The 15,883-nt window shown below is 70.1% G+C and carries 9 protein-coding genes and 1 pseudogene; 5 read left to right on the top strand and 5 right to left on the bottom strand.

The window, feature by feature from the left end; genetic code table 11:
* The first annotated feature begins 2 nt into the window (after positions 1-2).
* The 3 genes and pseudogenes from ABT130_RS14690 to ABT130_RS14680 form a co-directional block, all read left to right on the top strand.
* Positions 3-953 carry a carbohydrate kinase family protein gene (locus ABT130_RS14690; protein ID WP_350928695.1) on the top strand — a complete coding sequence of 317 codons (951 nt, stop codon included), beginning with the start codon at positions 3-5 and terminating at the stop codon, positions 951-953.
* Between the two features lie 64 nt (positions 954-1,017).
* Positions 1,018-2,682, top strand: coding sequence for a hypothetical protein (locus ABT130_RS14685; protein WP_350955813.1), 1,665 nt, complete (start codon positions 1,018-1,020; stop codon positions 2,680-2,682).
* 452 nt (positions 2,683-3,134) lie between these two features.
* Positions 3,135-4,352, top strand: a pseudogene (locus tag ABT130_RS14680) (MFS transporter); the annotation flags it as partial.
* A gap of 67 nt (positions 4,353-4,419) precedes the next feature.
* Here the strand turns inward: ABT130_RS14680 and ABT130_RS14675 are convergent.
* From ABT130_RS14675 to ABT130_RS14665, 3 genes are all read right to left on the bottom strand, one after another.
* The gene (locus ABT130_RS14675; protein ID WP_350955811.1) at positions 4,420-6,441 is read right to left on the bottom strand and encodes a tetratricopeptide repeat protein; all 2,022 of its coding nucleotides are present in this window, start codon (positions 6,439-6,441) and stop codon (positions 4,420-4,422) included.
* Complete coding sequence (locus ABT130_RS14670; protein WP_245651495.1) at positions 6,438-7,328, bottom strand: SIR2 family NAD-dependent protein deacylase; 891 nt, start codon at positions 7,326-7,328, stop codon at positions 6,438-6,440. The genes ABT130_RS14675 and ABT130_RS14670 overlap by 4 nt, the downstream gene beginning before the upstream one ends.
* Before the next feature lie 210 nt (positions 7,329-7,538).
* On the bottom strand, positions 7,539-7,697 hold the full coding sequence (locus tag ABT130_RS14665) for an FxSxx-COOH-like cyclophane-containing RiPP peptide (RefSeq protein ID WP_350928689.1): 159 nt from the start codon (positions 7,695-7,697) through the stop codon (positions 7,539-7,541).
* Between the two features lie 201 nt (positions 7,698-7,898).
* Here ABT130_RS14665 and fxsT point away from each other — a divergent pair, with 201 nt between their 5' ends.
* Positions 7,899-10,430 (top strand): FxSxx-COOH system tetratricopeptide repeat protein, encoded by a 2,532-nt coding sequence (gene fxsT / locus ABT130_RS14660; RefSeq protein ID WP_350955809.1) that lies wholly within the window; start codon positions 7,899-7,901, stop codon positions 10,428-10,430.
* An 11-nt stretch (positions 10,431-10,441) separates the two neighbouring features.
* Here the strand turns inward: fxsT and ABT130_RS14655 are convergent, their stop codons facing one another.
* Both ABT130_RS14655 and ABT130_RS14650 read right to left on the bottom strand, forming a co-directional pair.
* A complete protein-coding gene (locus ABT130_RS14655; protein ID WP_350955807.1) occupies positions 10,442-11,746 on the bottom strand; it encodes an HEXXH motif domain-containing protein in 1,305 nt (434 codons plus the stop codon).
* Positions 11,743-13,020: an FxsB family cyclophane-forming radical SAM/SPASM peptide maturase gene (locus ABT130_RS14650; protein WP_451935883.1), complete on the bottom strand. Its 1,278-nt coding sequence runs from the start codon at positions 13,018-13,020 to the stop codon at positions 11,743-11,745. The genes ABT130_RS14655 and ABT130_RS14650 overlap by 4 nt, the downstream gene beginning before the upstream one ends.
* A 199-nt stretch (positions 13,021-13,219) precedes the next feature.
* Here ABT130_RS14650 and ABT130_RS14645 point away from each other — a divergent pair, with 199 nt between their 5' ends.
* Positions 13,220-15,694: an FxsB family cyclophane-forming radical SAM/SPASM peptide maturase gene (locus ABT130_RS14645; protein WP_350955892.1), complete on the top strand. Its 2,475-nt coding sequence runs from the start codon at positions 13,220-13,222 to the stop codon at positions 15,692-15,694.
* Positions 15,695-15,883: the final 189 nt, after the last annotated feature.

Below are 15,883 nucleotides of genomic sequence, written 5' to 3'. Positions count from 1 at the left end.
CCATGACCGGAACGGGTCTACTGGTCATCGGCGACGTGGTGACCGACGTCGTCGCGCTGCACGGCGGGTCGGCCAGAAGCGGCCTGGCCGTCGGCACGGACACCGCCGCCGACATCGTGCTGCGTCCCGGCGGCTCGGGGGCCAACACGGCCTCCTGGGCCGCCCGGCTGGGCGCCGACACCCGCATCCTGACCCGGGTCGGCTTCGACACCGCCGACTGGCACGCCGCCGAGCTGCGGCGCTTCGGGGTACGGCCGCACCTGCGGGTCGACCCCGACCGGCCGACGGCCGTGGTGATCGCCATGGTCGACGTGACCGGGGAGCGTTCCATGCTCACCAACCGGGGCGCGGGCGGGCACATCGGCACGGGCGACTGGGACGAGAGCCTGCTGGAGGGGGTGGGCCACCTCCACCTGTCCGGATACACGCTGTTCGCCGAGCCGGGGCTCCAGCTTTCCCGGCTGGCCATGGCCGAGGCGTCCCGGCGCGGCGTCTCGATCAGCGTGGACCCCGCCTCGACCGGATTCCTGCGCTCGTTCGGCGCCGAGCGGTTCATCCAGGAGACCCTGACCGCCCAGCTGATCATCCCCAATCTGGACGAGGCGCTGCTGCTCACCCGCGAGACCTCGGCCGAGGGCGCGGCGGAGATCCTGAGCCTGCGCTACGGCGCGGCGGCGGTGAAACTCGGCTCCCGCGGCGCGCTGATGGCCAGGAACGGAAAGTTGACCGCCCGGGTTCCCGCACTCACCACCGAGGTGATTGACTCCATTGGAGCGGGGGACGCGTTCGCCGCGGGGTTGCTCACGGCCCTGCTGAGCGGGGCCGACGACGAGGCCGCGCTGGACGCCGGACGCCGTGCCGGAGCGGAGGCCGTGACGGTCCTGGGGGGCCGTCCACGTATCCTTCCGTCGGAGTTGGGTACGAACGAGCTTTACCCTCTTAACACCAATTGATAGCTTGCGGCGTAAGCTGCACCATTAGCCACACGCGTCACTTTGGGGAGGTTGCGGTCCGCCGATGGATGCCGAGTCATCGATCTGCCTGAGTGATCTGGTCCCAGCCCTGCGCTGGAGCCGTCCCCAGCAAGTCGCCGAAGCCCTGGCCGACCCCCGGCTGCCCGCCGGCTGGTGGTCCTCGGTCACCCTGCCCAAGGCCCTCGGCTCCGCCGGGCTCGACTGGGTCTGCGACAGGCTGGCCCGGCTCTCGCTGTCGCGCTGGGACCATCTTCCGCTGAGCGACGTGCTGCCCGCCCTGCACGTGCACACGGTCGACCCCACCCTGCCGGACTGGCCGGAGCCCGCGCGCCTGGCCATCACCGGGCTGGGCGGCTGGAGCCGCCTGCGCCGCCTGACCGCGGGAGACCTGAGCGGGCCCGCGATGCCCGCCTCTCCCGAGGTCCTGGTCACCGCCATGTTCCGCGAGGTGCTCAGCCGTACCCCGGGGCTCGCCGAACAGGCCGCGCCGGCCGCCCAGGCTCAGTCCCCGGCACAGGAACAGGCCCCCGCGCAGGTGCCCGCGCCACCGATCCCGGCCCAGCCGCCCGCGCCGCAGGAGCAGCGCCAGTCGCCGGCCCCGGAGCCGGCCGCCCCCGCCGCCGAACCTCCCGCCGCCAAACCTCCGGTGCGCCTCAGTGACTATCCGCTGGTGCGCCTGGTGGACAACATGTTCCGCGACTGGAGCCCGCTGGAGCGCGCGGTCGCCGTGGAACGGCTCTTCGCGGTCGACCCGATCAGCCTGCGCGCGCTCGCGCACAAGCTGAACGCCGACCGCGACGCGCTCTCCACGGCCCAGCGCACCGCCGAGGAACGCATCCTGCTCTGGCTGCGCTCCTCGGAGTCCGCACCGCTGACCGGGCACATGTTCGGGCTGACCGAGTGGCTGGGCGCCGCCGCCACCAAGGACCAGCTCATCGGCGCGGACCCCGCGCACCCGATCGAGGTCCCCACCCTCCAGACCCCGCTCTGGCGGGTGCTGGTCACGCTCATGCCCGATCGGCGGCTCCAGGACGACTGGCTCGTCGTGGGCGATCTGGGCGGCCTGCGCGACCGGACCCGCCAGCTCCTGGCGAACAAGCCGATCGACGCCGACGCGGTCGCGCTCATGGAGCACCAGCTCGGCATCCGGGCCCACTCGGCCCAGGCCTGGCTGGACGCCCTGGCCGCGAGCGGGCAGGAGACGCCTGCCCAGGAGGCCGCCGCCGAGGCGACCAGGCAGCTGCCTCGCCGCACTCCGGGGGCCAACGGCCACCACCACCGCGGCGGCCAGCCGATACCGCAGGTGAACACCGGCAGCATCGATCCCCGCGCCGCCCTGGCCACGCTGTCGGCCCTGTCCGGCGGTAACACCCGGCCGCACCTGATCACCAGCCAGCGGGCTCCGCTCCACCCGCCCGCGAGCCCGTCGGCCGACCCGAGCCGCTGGCAGCGCATCGAGGTGACCAGCGACCACCTGCGGGGCGGTCCCGTGGCCGTGCCCGAGGGGTACGCCACCCGGCTGGGCATGCGTCCCGGCACGCTGCTTTCGGTCACCGGCCCCGGTGACAACGCGGTGGTCCTGGTCTGGCGGGACCACCCTGTCTTCGACTCCCTGCAACCCGTCCTGATGCGCCTGAACGCCCGGCCGGGCGACCAGGTCTACGTCACCGTGGACGGCTACCGCCTGGACGCCCAGCTGCCCGCCTGAACTTCCGGCCCCCTCGGAGTGATTTCCGCCCCTGGGAACCGGCCGTCCGCGGCGACCGAAACCGGCATGGGCGGCCCCCACCCCCGGGGGCCGCTCACCGGTCGCGTCGATTCGGGCACCGAGCGCCGTCGACGACCTGTGATTTCCACCAAGGATTCCGAAACATCCCCTTTCTCGGCATGGGAATGACCGACCTTTCCCGGCTGCTCTTTTTCGGCGCTATGCTTTTGGGACTCAAGTGACTTAGCGACACCGCTGGGGCCCGTTTCCCTGAAACGGGCTCTCGTTGTTGTTGAATCCTGCGACTTTTCGTAAGGAAACGCCATCTGGTGGGAGTCGGGATAGCTCTATCCTCCGTCGCCTTGTGAAGTGTCCCCAGGGACGCGGGCGGGGACGGCGGGCGGCTAAGTCGTGATATGGCCAGGGATTAGAGAGCGACTTCGAACTAGCCGATGAGAAAATTCGCCCGTGTCTGGCTGGGACTGACGTTCTCCACCGTGGGATCACGAGCCGTGAGCGTCGCCTATCCCCTCCTGGCACTGGCCTTGACCGGATCTCCGGTGCAGGCGGGCTGGACCAGCTTCGCCCTGACGTTTCCGGTCCTGATCTTCTACATTCCGGCGGGCGTCCTGGCCGACCGGGTGAACCCGCGCTCGCTCATGCTCCTCACCGAGACCCTGCGGGGGCTGGCCGTCTTCAGCGTGTTCCTCGCACTCGCCCTCGACTGGCCGTCGCTCCCGCACCTACTGGTGGCGGCCTTCCTGGAGGGCACGCTGTGGGTCGTCTACTCGCTGGCGGAGACGGCCTTGATCTCGTCCCTCGTCCCGAGGGACCAGGTCTCCGTCGCGATGGCCAGGAGCGAGACGATCTCGCACGTCGCGGTGCTGGCGGGCAGGCCACTGGGCGGGTGGCTTTTCGGGATCATGCAGGTGGCGTCCTTCGCGGTGAACTCCGCGCTGTTCTTCCTGGCGCTGCTGTCCCCGCTGAGCGTGGCGGGCGGAGGGAGAGGGCGCCGGCCTCGGTCGCACGCGATCCGCGAGATCGCCGGCGGGCTCGTCGACGGGCTCAGAAGCCTGGCGGGACGGCACCTGCTGCGGGAGATCGCCGACGGTTTCAACGAACTGGCGAGGCACCCGTTCCTGCGCAAGGCCATGGCCCTGACCATGGTCACCAATCTGATGGTCAACGCGCTCATCATGATCTTCATTGCCGGGTCGGCGAACCTGCCCTCCTACGAGGTCGGCCTGGTACTGGCCGCCGGGGGGATGGGCGGGGTGGCGGGATCGAGCCTGGCTCCCTACCTCAGACTCAAGCCGAGGAACTCCACGCTCTTCGCCCAGCTGTGGATCTGGGTGCTGGCGCTCCTCATCGCGGCGTACGGTGCCGGGCCGATCTTCTTCGGGCTCGCGATACTGCTGACCGGGTGCACCGGGGCGCTCAGCAACGTGGCCATCAGGACCTTCGAGGTCGACACCGTCGACAAGGGCAAGCTCGGGCGTGTGATGAGCGTGCACCGGCTCGTCACGTACAGCGCCGTGTGCGTCGCGGCCCCCCTCGGCGGGACCCTGGTCGCCGTGGCGGGCGTCCGGATGGCGGCCGTCATCCTGGCCGGCCTGATGTTCTGCGTCGCCCTGGTGGTGACGCTCGTGGCACTGCTGAACCTCCATAGGCGGCTCGGCCTCGCCGGGACGGCCAGGGAGGTCCGGGCGGCCGAGGCCCACGCGGCCACGCGGGCGCTCACGACGTGGCGACCAGCCGAGCCGCTTCGGCCGCGAGATGGGCAGGGAGGGTGGGCGCCCTCGCCGTCCCCGACCTCCGGGCCAGATCGGCCGCCGCCGAGGCGTCGCCGGCCAGAGCCTCGATCCGGGCGGCATACAGCAGCACCGGACCGTGATCTCCCACCTCGGTCAGCACAGCCCTGATCTCCCGCCTCGCCTCGGGGAAGCGCCCCAGCAGGGCCAGCGCGAGGGCGTGGGCGGCCCGGGTGGAGGGCCACTGCAGCGGCCTGACCCGGTCGAGGTCGCGCAACGCCGCTTCCGCCTGGCCGAGCCCGGCGAGGATCTCGCCCCGCGCCCGCAACGCCTCGGTGAGGTTTCCCTCCCTTCCCAGAACGTCGTTGAGAACGTCACGCGCCGCATCGGGATGGCCGTCGTACCAGAGCGCCCAGGCGAGCTCGGTCTGAATGCTCATGTCGTTGGGGACGCGGCGTATCGCCGAGTACAGCTCCCGCACCGCGACCGAGGGGCGCCCCTGGGCCAGCCGCAGCCGGCCGATCCCGGCGAGAAGGCCACCGACGGCCGAGGTCGCCCCCAGCGTCTCGAAGAGGACCGCGGCGGTGCGGTAGTGCGAAACGGCCTTCTCGAAGTCCTCCCGCCGGTGCGCCACGTTGCCGAGAAAGGACTCGATCTCCGCGCGGATCCTGGTGTTGTCGCCACACCGCTCCAGAGCCTCCTCGGCCTGTTTGGCGGCCAGCGCGAACTCCCCGTCGCGGAACGAGAGCTCGGCGGCCCGCAGGTAGTCGTCGGGAAGGGCCCGGCTCTCGGCCTGCACGACGAGGCGGTCGTTCTGCAGGATCGGCTGGATGAGACGCTCGTGCGACAGCTCGCACCAGCGCGTGCCCGCCTTGATGTCCTCACGCAGGATGTGGCGGTCCACCAGCGCCCTGACCACCGCGTTCGGCATGCCGGCGGTGACGGTCTCCCCCTGGTAGACGACCTCGCGGGTGCCGAGTTCGGTGATGAAGCAGCGGCGCAGCCAGCTCCTGAGCTCGGCGACGTCGTCTCCGAAGTGGTCGTGGGCCACCTCGGTGATCATTCGCTCGGAGAAGTCGGTGAGGGAGCGATCGGCGTTGGCGAACCTGCGGACGTGGTCCGAGGAGATGACCCGCACGTCCTCGGGCAGGGAATGCCACATGGCCGAGCACACGACCTGCAACTGGACGGGCTCGACCACCTTGGCGTCGGCGACGACCTCCTCGCCCAGCGCCCTGCCGACCCTGATCATGCGGAGGTCGTCCACCAGGCCACGCGCGGCGCCCGGGGCGAACGAGCGTCCCGTTCCCTCCAGCGGGCCCTCGGTCGCCCGGACCGCGGCGCCCGTGTCAAGGGCGGTCAGGGAGAAACGGCTCCTGGCCATACCCGCCAGCTTCGGCTCGTGGGGAAGGATCGCGGCGAGGTAGTCCTCGCGGATCGAGATGAGAAGGCGCAGGTTCGGGTCGTCGTCCAGCGCCTCGACGAGCTGGCCGATGAACCATTCCCGGTACGGCTGGCGGTGGGCGAAGTCCCCGAATAGCTCCTCGGCCTGGTCGATCGCGGCCAGGGTGAGGACCGGGTCGCCGTAGGGATCCTGGCGCGGCGGGCGCCGGCTGAGGAACTCACGGATCGTCAGCCCCGCCAGCCGGGTGGGCGTCTCGGTGGGAGACCACGACGACAGCAGCGCGAACACGTGCGGGTTGTGCCGGGAGAGCGCGGCCGAGGGGAAGGGCGAGCCGTGCGACACCCTGCCTATCGGCAGGACGTCGGTCCTGCCGGTGTCCAGCAGTGGGAGCACGCCCGCCTGGATCAGCGAGGTCTTGCCCACACCCGACGGCCCGTACAGCACGGTCAGGCGCCCGGCCTGCCACAGGTCGGAGACCTCGTGCGCCTCCCTGTCGCGGCCGAAGAACTTGGCTCGGTCCTCGCGGCGGAAGGCCCGCAGGCCGACGTACGGCCGGCCGGCCGCGTCCGGCCGGACAAGGTCGGAGGTCACATCAGAGGTCACGGCACCGGTCCCATCCGCCGGCGCAGCTCACGGCAGAACTCCTCCGCCGTCCCCCAGAAGATGGAGATCCGCCAGTCTTCGTAGTATCTGGCCAGCTGACGCTGGACTTCCAGCACGTCCGCCTTCGTGCTGGCGAGCGAGGGGGCGAGCTGGACGCTCACGTGCCTGCGGCGGTTGATTCCGGGAACGGCTTTCAACAACCCATGGAAAAGCACGCGAAATGTCCAGTCCTGCAGGCTGTATCCGATGAACAGCAGGGGTCTCCTGGTCAGCGCCGCGAGAATGGAGGTGGGCAGCATCCGCTGGCCGCCCGCGACACCGTCCACGGCGAGGTTGGTGAGAAACTCCAGATAGTCATCCTCCGCCAGGACTATCGACGCCGGATCCTGCAGGCTGCCGTGCAGGTGATAGATGAGCGGGGCCTCGGGCCTGGGATTCCAGCCCGCCTCGCTGCTGAACAGATCCTCGGCGTAGGCCAGCCCTTTGTTCCATGGACAGACTGCCACATTCGGTCTTTTTCCCACGGCTTCGAGTGAGCGCAGGATGAAGTCGTCGTAGTTTGTCGTCAGATATACCGGAAGCGGGAAGCTCGCGAGCAGACCGTGCGGTTCGAGGGGGTCGAGGAAGTCGGGCGCGCCCCCGGCGTCGAGCTCGTCGCAGATCCGCCTCTTCACATATACCGAATCCCCATATCGCATCACCGCGAACTGCGTCACCCGCGGGAGATCATGGTCGTCGTCGAACGGATAGTCCCATCGGCGCGCCATGTCGCGGCTCAGCGCCGTCCCGGTCGGCAGAGTGCCCACGCACGCTCCGGACCCCAGGAACGGCGTGCAGTCCCCGCTGTTCAACTGGTCGAGCAGGCGTTCCCACTCGGCCTCCCCCATGTCATGCACGCAGGGCACCACCTCACGGGCAAGAGGTCCAATCGGATCATGGACTCGATGCCGTACGACTCTATTGGCATGGTCAATCCCTCCGGCGAGGGAAGGCACCTCTTGTCTCGCCGACGCTTGTCCCGACGGCACGCCCGGAGCAGGCGAATGATTCACGATCACCTTTCTGCCGTGACCCTTGTGAAACGGCAGGGTGACCGTTCAGATCGAGCTGGTGAATCCGGCCGTCGGCTCCGCCGTCTCCAGAAACAACGGCTCCAGCGCCCTCCGCAGGGAGTGGTCCTCGATCTCACCGAGCATCTCCAGGGAGAGGCCTCCGAGGTCGACGAAAACGTTTGATCTTGAGCCGTCATCGCGCATACGTGCTCCCCTTACATCGCTCCAGATCCGGCCTCGACCACCATCCGGGTTTGGGACGTCCTAAAAAATGCGAAACGATGTCCCTTTCGAAAGTATCCAGGCCGCTTTCTTCTTACTATGCGATTCTGTAATACCCCACTCGCCGAATCAACCTTTAGGATGACCGTACGATCCCTTTGGCTAAAAAAACGGAGGCCCGAGGTGGTGGAGCTTTCACACGCGGCGAACACGGTGCCGGAACGGCAGCCCGAGGTCTGGGAGAAGGTGCCGCCCCGCAACAGGAACTTCACCGGGCGGGACGACCTGCTTGTCAGGCTCCGCCAGGGCATCAGCACCGTCACCGCCGTCGTGCCCCAGCCCCAGGCACTGCAGGGGTGGGGCGGTGTCGGCAAAACACACCTGGCCATCGAGTACGCCCACCGCTACCGGTCGCACTACGACCTCGTCTGGTGGATCCCCGCCGACCAGCGCGTGCTGGTGCCGTCCGCGCTGGCCGCGATGGCCCCCCACCTGGGGCTGCCGCCCGCCTCCGCCACCGGTGTCGAGGAGGCCGCCGAGTCCGTGCGCAGGACGCTGCAGAGCGGCAACCCCTACCGCCGCTGGCTGCTGATCTTCGACAACGCCGAGGATCCGGGACAGGTCGAGGAGTTCATCCCGCGCGGGCCGGGTCACGTCCTGATCACCTCGCGCAACCCCAAGTGGGAGGACCACTTCGAGACCCTCCAGGTCGACGTCTTCACCCGCGAGGAGAGCGTGGCGTTCCTGAAGAAACGCCTGCGCCGGGAGGTTCCCGACGACGACGCCTCGCGGCTGGCCGAGCAGCTCGGCGACCTCCCGCTGGCGCTGGAGCAGGCCGGCGCGCTGCAGTACGAGACCGGCATGTCCGTCGACGAGTACCTGGAGCAGCTCGGCGAGCAGGCGAGCAGGCTGCTGGGCGTCAACAGGGCACCGGGGTATCCGCTGTCGATGACGGCGGCCTGGAAGGTGTCGGTGTCGCTCCTGCAGGACCGCCTCCCCGAGGCCATCACACTCCTGCGATGCTGTGCCTTCTTCGGCCCCGAGCCCATTCCGCGCGACGTCTTCCGCAGGGGCAACAAGGCCGTCGTCCCCCGGCTCAGCAAGATCCTTTCCGATCCGATCCTGCTCGCCACGGCGCTGAGCGAGCTGAGACGCTTCGCCCTGGCCAGGATCGAGCCCACCACCCGCACGATCCAGGTTCACCGGCTGATCCAGGCGCTGCTCCGTGACGACCTGCCGGAAGAGGATCAGACGGAGATCCGGCACGAGGTGCACGTGCTGCTGGCCGGCAGCGCCCCGAACGACCCCGACGAGACCGACAGGTGGCGCAGCTTCGAGGAGCTGGTCGCGCACGTCACCCCCTCCGGTCTGGAGGAGTGCACGGACCCCGCGGCCAGGCAGTTCGCCCTCAACGTGGTCCGCTACCTGTACATGTCGGGCAACTACCAGTCGGCCCACTCCTTCCTCACCAGCTTCATCCGGAGATGGACCGAGGTCAGCGGGCCGAAGCACCTGGACGTGCTCGTCGCGCACCGGCACCTGGGCAATGTCCTGCGGGCGCTCGGCCAGTACGCCGCGGCGTACGAGGTCGACCACCAGACCCTCGACGACATGCGCGCCATCCTCGGCCCCGACCACCGCGAGACGCTCCTGACGACCAACGGGTACGGGGCCTCCCTGCGGGCCCGTGGCGACTTCGCCGCCGCCCGCAAGCTGGACGGTGAGTCCCGGGACGCCCACATCGCCAACCGGGGCCCCAGCGACCCCGCCACGTTGCGCGTGCTCAACAGCCTGGCCCTCGACTACGCGCTGACCAGTGACTACAAGGCGGCACGACGGCTGCACCAGGAGACGTACCTGGAGATGAGCGACGCGATGGGGGGCATCGGCAAGAGCACCCTGTTGCTGTCCTGGAACGGCCTGGCCAGGGCGGTACGGCTCTGCGGCGACTACACCGAGGCCTGCGACCTGGGCGAGGAGGCCTACGCCTACGGCGTCCAGGAGCTGACGCTCGACCATCACTTCACCCTGCTGACGGCCAAGGACCTGTCGATCGCCAAGCGCCGGGCCGGAGAGGTCTCCGAGGCGCTGGACCTCGCGCGTGACACGCACACCCGGCTCCAGCGGCTCTTCGGAGACGAGCACGCCGACACGATGGCGGCCGCGATCAACCTGTCCAACTCCCTGCGGGTGACCGGCGACCTCGACGAGGCGTTCGCGATAGCGAACAGGACGGTCGCGCTGTATCCCCGGGTGTTCGGCGAGGAGCACCCCTACGGCTTCGCCTGCGGCGGTAACCTGGCGATCCTGCACCGCCTGCGCGGCGAGGTCGAGACGGCCCGCCGGCTGAACGAGCAGGCGGTGCGCGGCCTGATCTCCAAGGTCGGCAGGGAGCACCACTACCCGCTGACGTGCGCCATCAGCCTCCAGACGGACCTGGCGATCCTGGGAGAGTTCACCCAGGCGTGCGAGCTCGGCAGGGAGACGCTGAGCAGGCTGCAGAAGCTCTTCGGCGAGAACCACTTCCTGAGCCTGGCCTGCGCCGGCAACCTCGTCCTCGACCTGAGAGCCGCCGGCGCGGAGAAGGAGGCCGAGCTGCTCTACCACGACACGATGCGGCAGTATGAGCGCCCCCTGGAAGCCGGCCACCCCGACGCCATCCTCGCGAGCGAGGGCCGGCGCATCGACTGCGACTTCGACCCCCCGCCGATCTGATCACGCCGGGGTCAGGTGTTGCGCCTCCGCCAGGCGTCGAGGTGCCGCTCCGCCTCGCGGAGGGCCTGTGCCTCCGCGAGATCGTCCACCGGTTCGGCGGCGCACTCTTCGAGGGTTCTCCTCATGCAGGCCACGAACTCCTCTCCGCGCTCGTTCAGGCTCCCGCTGGCCAGCAGCGTGCCGGTGACCTGGTAGGCGCCCCGCCTCCACCGGGCGAGTTCCACGCGTGCCCGGAACGCCTCGGCGTCCCGCTCGAACCTGTGCTGCCTCCGCCAGAACTCCGCCACCCCGAGATAGGCGTACGAACCCTGCAGCAGCCCGTAGGCGGGGCGCGGGTCATCCCGCCAGGGCGCGTAGTAGCGTCTGCCGTCGTCCGGCAGGGTCAGCGGGATCACGTCGGTCAGCGCCGTGAGCTTCGCGTGCTGGATCTCGTGCGCGAGCGTGGCGGCGAGCCCCAGGCCGTGCCACGGGTCGGACATCGCGACGGTCCCGAACGCCTCGCGGGTGGAAGCGCTGTTCTGCCCCCTGTCCGGCGCCTTGACGGGGGTGAGCACCGACACCGTGGAGCTCACCTCCTCCGCCACCTGCCGGTGGTGGGCGGTCAGGACGCGCCACGCGTCGTCCAGGTGCGCCCACCACGCGCGGAGCCGCTCGCGGCCGAGCCGCGGCTCGGTGACCTCCTCCACGGGCCACCGGTACGGGTCAAGGTCGTCGACGACCAGGTCGAACCCCGGGATCACCGACCAGCCGTGCAGCGCCTGCCAGCCGGGCCGGTCGCCCGGGGGGTCGACACGGACCGTCAGGCCGCCGGCGTCGAGTTCGGCGCCGTCCCCGTCCGGCCGCACCTCGACGTCGACCGTGGCCGGCGCACCGGCGGGGAGAATGAGGCGCCCCAGGGACGGCAGCATGATCGTGCCGTCGCGGACGGGCAGCCGGACCCGGCACCGGACCCGGGACCGCACCGCGACCACCACGGCCAGTGCGCCCAGCTGCGCGGGATCGTCGCGGCTGTCACCCCCGCTCCGCAGGGAGCGGCAGGTCCGCCACGCCCACGCCCCCACCGCCGGATACCTCAGCAGGCGCTCGACCTCCTCGTCCGCCTGCCCCTCCAGATCGGCCAGCAGGCCGTAGGCGCGCATCGCCAGGGCGGCACCGGGATGCCCGGCCGACCGCGCCTCGCCGACGACACCTCGCACCAGCACCCTGTTCCTGGCGCGCTGCGCGGCCCGCAGCTCGGCCACCGCGCCGGCACCGCCCTCACCGGCCGCCAGCGTGAGAAACGTCTTGTCGGACACCTGCTGCGAACCGTGCCTCATCGGCTTCCCTTCAGCCTGGCGACATCCCGCGCGAGCCGGGTGCGGATATGGGTGATCAGCCGGTACAGGTCGGGGCAGTAGACCGAAGGTCCCAGAAAGCCGGCCGCCTCGCTGTACCTGTGCGCGTACAGCCCGCCGCCGCAGACCGAGTGGATGTCACAGGCCAGGCAGACCGGTGCCAGCCCGAGCTCGCCGATCTGCCTGGCGGCCATGGACGGGTGGGTGAGCGCGGCGTCGAACGAGTCGCGGAGCAGGTGCAGGCGGGTCGCGGCCGCCCCGTGGTAACTGGACTTCAGGATGTCCGACTGCTCGATGCTGCCGTCGGTCTCCACCACGGCCATCCGGGCGGGTGAGAGTCCCACGGTCTCGCTGCGCGAGGCGCCTCCCGTCAGCAGGCGCATGATCTCGCGGAACAGCCGGACCTCCGTCTGGTCGGCGGCCGATCCGTACCAGCGGTCGAAGATCGGGATGAGCCAGTCGGCGTACGGCGTCACCCCCGCCTCCGGAACGCGGAAGGGCGGCGGGGTGGACCAGTTGCCGTGCGGGAGCAGGAAGTCGACGGCCGGGGGATCGAACTCCAGAAGCGCCTCGTAGGTCGCCAGCGGATCGTTGCGGACGTCGACGGTGCACAGCAGGCCGCTGAACAGGTGGTGGAAGGGACCGCCGGTCAGCCTGCGAAGCGAGGCCGCCACCTTCGCGTGACTCCCCCTGCCGTCCGCGTGGCGCCGGTGCCGGTCGTGACCCTCCGCGTAGCCGTCCAGGCTCACCCCGACCCGGATCTCCAGGCTGTCGAAGAGCCGCAGGTAGCTCTCGTCCAGGCGCAGCCCGTTGGTCTGCACACCGACGTGGACGCGGGTCCCGACGTCGGCGGCGGCCCCCCTGATGGTGCGCACCGCGTAGGAGATGAGATCCGGCCCGGCCAGAAGGGGCTCACCGCCGTGCAGAACGACCTCCACCTCGGCCAGCTCGTGGGTGAGCGCGTGCTCGGCTATGCGCTTCGCCGTGCGGTCGACGATCGCCTCCGACATGCGCCTCGGCTGTGCCCTCCAGGACTGGTCCGCCATCTCGTAGACGTAGCAGTGGCGACAGGCGAGGTCGCACCTGCTGTGGATCTTCAAGATGAACTGCCGGAAAGCCGCCGGTCGCCACCCTGATTCCAGCAATCCCCTGACATCGAGCGTCGCCGGGAACACGCTTCTGGGTGACGGGATTATAGGGTCAAGTTTCTCAGGCAAACGCGGCACACCTCTCTTGCGCCATTTCCTATCTGGCATGAGTTTGCCCAAATAGTCAAGTTCCAGGCTTACAAACAGTGGTCTCCGCGACATGACCGAAGGGTTTCATCCGTCTCTGGAACGGCGGCCGGCCATCATCTATCGTGGAAGCATCTTTCGGGCATCACATAACGTGGTCTCATCAGGGGGCTGATCAGCGGTGCGCGAGTGGCCGTCGACTCTCGACATCGGCAGGCTGATGGCCGACGGCTGGAGACCGACACCGTTCCGGCAGTTCATCCTAAAGATCCACAGCAGGTGCGATCTCGCCTGCAAATATTGCTATATGTACGAAATGGCCGATTCATCGTGGCTGACACGCCCGAAACAAATGTCACGGGAGACCGTCGCCGCCACCGCCGCGAGAATCGCCGAGCACGCCCACCGTCACGGCCTGCGCGACATCGAGATCATCCTGCACGGGGGCGAGCCGCTGCTCGCCGGCCCCGAGGCGATCCGCGAGACCGTCACCCGGATCCGTTCGGCGGCCGCCGGCACCCGGGTCAGGGCCAGCCTGCAGACCAACGGGCTACGCCTGGACGAGAGCTACCTGCGGCTCCTCGACGAACTGGACATCCGGATCGGGGTGAGCCTCGACGGTGACGAGACGATGCACGACCGCAGCCGCAGGCGCGCAGGCGGCCGCGGCAGCCATGCCGAGGTGTCCCGAGCCCTCCGGCTGCTGACCTCGCCCACCTTCAGGCATCTCTTCAGCGGCCTGCTGTGCACCGTCGACCTCAGAAACGACCCGATCGGGGTCTACGAGGCGCTCCTCTCCTTCGACCCACCGGCCGTCGACTTCCTGCTCCCGCACGGCAACTGGTCGGCGCCCCCGGCCGGTCGGCTCCCCCACGAGGAGACGACACCGTACGCGGACTGGCTCATCCCGATCTTCGACCGATGGTACGGCGCGGCGCGCAGGCCCACCCGGGTCCGGCTGTTCGGCGAGATCATCCACGTGCTGCTCGGCGGTTCGTCGTCGAGCGAGCAGATAGGCCTGTCCCCCGCGGGGATGGTGGTGGTGGAGACCGACGGCGGCATCGAGCAGTCGGACGTGCTGAAGTCGGCCTACCAGGGAGCCCCCGAGACCGGGCTGCACGTGACACGTGACTCCTTCGACGACGCCCTGCGCCTTCCCTCGATCGCCGCCCGCCAGATCGGCGAACTGGCCCTGTGCCCCACCTGCCGGGCCTGCCCGGTGTCACGGATCTGCGGAGGAGGGTTGTACGCCCACCGCTACCGCTCCGGCCATGGTTTCGCCAACCCCTCCGTCTACTCCCCCGACCTGCTCCGACTCATCGAGCACGTCAAGAGCACTGTCGAGGCCGATCTGTCGGCTCGATCGAAACGACGGGGAAGGGACACGATGAACCTGCGTGAGCACCGGATCACGGCCGGGGTGTTCTCCAAGCTCGCCGCCGGCGGTGGCGGCGCCGCCGCGGTCGCCAAGCTCTCCGCGGCGCAGCACAGCAAGCACGTGCTTCTCGTACGGGGGGTGCTGGAGGCCGCGCGCGCGAACGGCCACCCGGACGCCGCCGTCACCCGCCGTGCCTACGACCTGCTCGCCACGGTACAGCGCCGTCATCCCGGCGCCGTCGGCACCGTTCTGCGCCATCCCTCGGTGGGCGCCTGGGCGCGGCGGACGATCAAGATGCTCGACGCTCACGCCGAGGACGCGGCACCGGGGCAGCTCGCCGCGCTCGCCGCCGCGGCGGCGATCCGTTCGGGCACAGCCTGCGACATCGACGTGCCCGCGGTGGAGGGGGTCGTCACGCTGCCCTCTCTGGGCCAGGCGGTCCTGTCGCCGACCGTCTCGTGGGCCACGGTGGAGTGTGCCGAGGGCGGTGCCGAGGTCACCGCGGACGGGGTCATCGTCACCGTCCCGCGCGACCCGGGCCAGGACGCTCCCGGGTGGAGAGGCCTGCGATCGCTCTCCACCGAGGTGGACGGCGTGCCGCTCCACCTGGTCATCGACGACCTCGACCCGTACCGGATGCCGGAGACCACGAACATCGGCGGGCGTCTGACCGAGGCCGAGACCGAGCGCTGGCAGTCGACGCTGGAGGGAGCGTGGCATCTGCTGGTGCGCCACCACCGCGCCGTGGCCGACGAGGTCGTCACGGCGATCACGGTCCTCACCCCGCTGGTCGCCCCGGCCCGGGGCCAGTCGAGCTCGACATCCGGCGAGACCTACGGCTGCGTGGCCCTGTCGACGCCGCCGGACGCCGCCACGTTCGCGGTCACCCTGACCCACGAGACGCAGCACGCGAAGCTCTCGGCCCTGCTCGACCTGGTCCCCCTGACCCTTCCCGACGACGGCAGGCGCTACTACGCTCCCTGGCGCGATGATCCCCGCCCCGTTCCCGGCCTGCTCCAGGGGGCCTACGCCTTCCTGGGCGTGGCCGGCTTCTGGATGCGCCAGCGCCACCTGGAGACCGGGGCGGCGGCCCTGCGCGCGAGCTCGGAGTTCTTCCGCTGGCGCGAGGCGGCTCACCTGGTGACCGGCACCCTGCTCGGCAGTGGGCGGCTGACCCCGGCCGGCGAGAACTTCGCGACCGGAATGGCCCTGCGCCTGGACCGCTGGGCACAGGAGAGCGTGCCGGCCCGCGCCCGGGCCCTGGGCCGCGCACGCGCCGACGACCACTACACGCGCTGGCTCGAACGCAACGGTTAGGCCCTGCCCGCCGGATCCTGCCGTGGCGGGTGCCGGCCGGGCGGCGAGGCGCCGCCCGACCGGCCGTGGCGGGCGGAAGATCCAGGCGACAGGGCCTAGTAGTGCTTTGTTAGGTCAGCCTGTTGTGGCTGGTCGGGTTGGTCGTGTGGTGGTTCGATGCGGGCGTGACCCCCGAACAGCTCGCTCATA

This window comes from Streptosporangium sp. NPDC001681 (assembly GCF_040298085.1).
GTDB lineage: Bacteria > Actinomycetota > Actinomycetes > Streptosporangiales > Streptosporangiaceae > Streptosporangium.
This window is presented reverse-complemented; position numbering and strand designations above follow the sequence as displayed.